General features: G+C 69.3%; 3 protein-coding genes. 1 reads left to right on the forward strand and 2 read right to left on the reverse strand.

Annotated features, from left to right (window positions below; translation table 11 throughout):
- Positions 1-340, forward strand: a 340-nt coding sequence (locus AC1DZ6_RS23785) for a hypothetical protein (protein ID WP_477099575.1), incomplete at its 5' end; no start/stop codon positions are given.
- Here the strand turns inward: AC1DZ6_RS23785 and AC1DZ6_RS23790 are convergent.
- Both AC1DZ6_RS23790 and AC1DZ6_RS23795 read right to left on the reverse strand, forming a co-directional pair.
- Positions 337-1,254: an RDD family protein gene (locus AC1DZ6_RS23790; protein ID WP_477099576.1), complete on the reverse strand. Its 918-nt coding sequence runs from the start codon at positions 1,252-1,254 to the stop codon at positions 337-339. The two genes, AC1DZ6_RS23785 and AC1DZ6_RS23790, sit on opposite strands and share 4 nt — an antisense overlap.
- Positions 1,254-2,249, reverse strand: coding sequence for a stage II sporulation protein M (locus AC1DZ6_RS23795; RefSeq protein ID WP_477099577.1), 996 nt, complete (start codon positions 2,247-2,249; stop codon positions 1,254-1,256). Before AC1DZ6_RS23795 ends, AC1DZ6_RS23790 begins: the two co-directional genes overlap by 1 nt.
- Between the last annotated feature and the right edge of the window lie 39 nt (positions 2,250-2,288).

A 2,288-nucleotide genomic window follows, 5' to 3' on the forward strand; every position in this document is an offset into this window, starting at 1 on the left:
GATCCTCTCCCTGGCCTGGATGGTGGTGGTCCCCGCCATGGTGACCGAACGGTTGGGCGTGATGGAGTCCATTCGTCGCAGCAACACGCTGACAGGGAACGCCAGGGGTGAGATCTTCGGCTTGTCGGTCGCGATCGGTCTGGGCGGGTGGCTGGCCGCCTGGCTTGTCACCCTGGTCACGGGAGCCTTGGACATTCCCCTCGTCACCTTCATCGCCTCTCCGGCGCTCCAGGCCCTGACCGGCCTCTTCAGCGCGCTTGTCGCCGTGGCGGTCTACCAGGAGCTGCGCATGAACAAGGAAGGCACGCCGACGGACCGCCTGGTCGAGGTCTTCGCCTAGCTCTTGTCGTGCTTGTCCTTGCGGCGCTTGCCTAGCAGCAGCCGCGACTCCAGGCGGCCGCGCAGGGCGGCGTAGTAGGCGGCCAGGAAGTCGCCGTCCGACTCGTCGGGCGCGGCCTTCCAGCCGATCTTCAGGCGGATACGGGCGGCCACCAAGGCGATGGTCTTGATCTCGTAGCGGCGCAGCACGTCTTCCAGCACGTGCAGCTCCTTGACCCCGTAGGCGTCGAGCTGGGCCATGGTGAACTTGAACCGGCCCACCGACGGCCGCGAGGTCTCGACCAGGTCGGGCGCCAGCTTGCGGGTCGGCGCCTTGACCACCCAGGTCCCGGCCACCAGGTCGCCCACCCGCAGGCGGTCGCGGTTGAACAGCGGGAACAGCACGAAGACGGCGCACCAGAGCAGGCCCAGAAGGTTGATCCAGGCCCCCACCTGGTCGCCGTTGGAAGCCAGGAAGCTGAGCGGCAAATACAGCTCGATCTCGCGCATCGCGTTGCGGGCGAAGATCGCGTCGGCGGTCAGGCGGCCGCCGTTGCGGGCCGCCACGCGCAGGCCCATGGCCCGCTTGCCCAGCGTCGCCGCGCCGGGGGTCAGCTCGAACAGCACGAAATACAGATTTCGCAGCACGAAGAACACCAGCAGCGCCGCCGTGCCGATCACCTCCCAGCCCTTGCCCTTGGAGCCGATCATCGCCAGCAGGGCCAGCAGGGCGAAAGCGATCAGCACACCCAGCATGACGGCCAGGTCGATCAGCACGGCGGCGGCGCGCTCGCCGGCGTCGCCCAGGCGCAGCTTCAGGTCCACGCCCTCGGGGGTGACCAGCGACCGGGCCCGGTTGTCCTCGCGAAGCATCGGATCGTTGATCGTCGCCGTCGCTGTCGCCGCGACCTTGGCTTTCTTCCACGGCGGCTTCATCAGACGACGCTCCGGCGGCGCGGCAGGTACAGATAGGCGGGCCAGGCGACCAGGGTGGCCAGGCCGATGCCATAGCGGGCGAAGTCGTTCTGGATCACCTGCCGCCCCACCCCTTCCAGGATGCCGGCGCAGAACAGCATGACCACCACGCCCGCCATCAGGGTGGCCGACTGCCGGCCGGCCTGGGCCATGGCGGCCGGACGGCTCAGATCGCCGGGGAAGGCCAGGGTCCAGCCGATCCGCAGGCCCGCCGCGCCGGCCAGGATCACGGCCGAGATCTCGGTGACCCCGTGGATCGCCAGCCAGCCGCCGGCCTCGAAGCCCAGCCCCTTCATGCCGAACGCCGCCAGGAAGGCCCCCAGCATCGCGCCGTTGTAGCCCATCAGGAGGGCGGTCGGCAGGCAGAAGGCGAAGCCGAGCGCGAAGGCGAAGATCGCCACGCCCGAATTGTGGGTGAACAGGAAGGCGGCGAACACCGACAGGCCCTTGTGCTCGCCGGTGTCGTAGAGCGTGGCCCGCATCGCCTCGACCGAGGCCGTCGGCCCGCGCCCGCCCGCCAGGCTGTCCGGCACGAAGGCGCTGAACCAGTCGGGGTCGTGCAAGGTCAGGTAATAGGCGGCCAGCACGCCGGCCAGGGTCAGCAGGAAGCTGACGAGGGTCTCGCGCCACAGCGCCTTGGCGGCGTTCGGCCAGGCATGGCCGAAGAAGCCGCCCACCCGCTCGACCAGGTTGGTCCGCGTGCCGTAGACCAGGAAATAGGCCCGGGTGCTGAGGCTCTCCAGATAGTCGACCAGCCCCTGGTCCAGCGAGGTGGCGCGGGCCACCGACAGCGACGACAGCGCCTGGCGGTAGAGCACCGGCATGGCCAGCAGCTCCTCGTCGCTCAGCGCCCGGGCCGAGCCCTTGCCGACCTTGGTCAGAAGCTTTTCCAGCCGCCGCCAGTCGTCCTCGCGTTCGGCGYGGAAGCGATAGCTCTTCAGGTGCAGCTCGGCCATCAGAGCAGGTCCCGGCGCTTGAGGTCCAGATAGCTGGCC

The sequence above is a fragment of the Caulobacter sp. P1_B12_2 genome, from assembly GCF_056406675.1.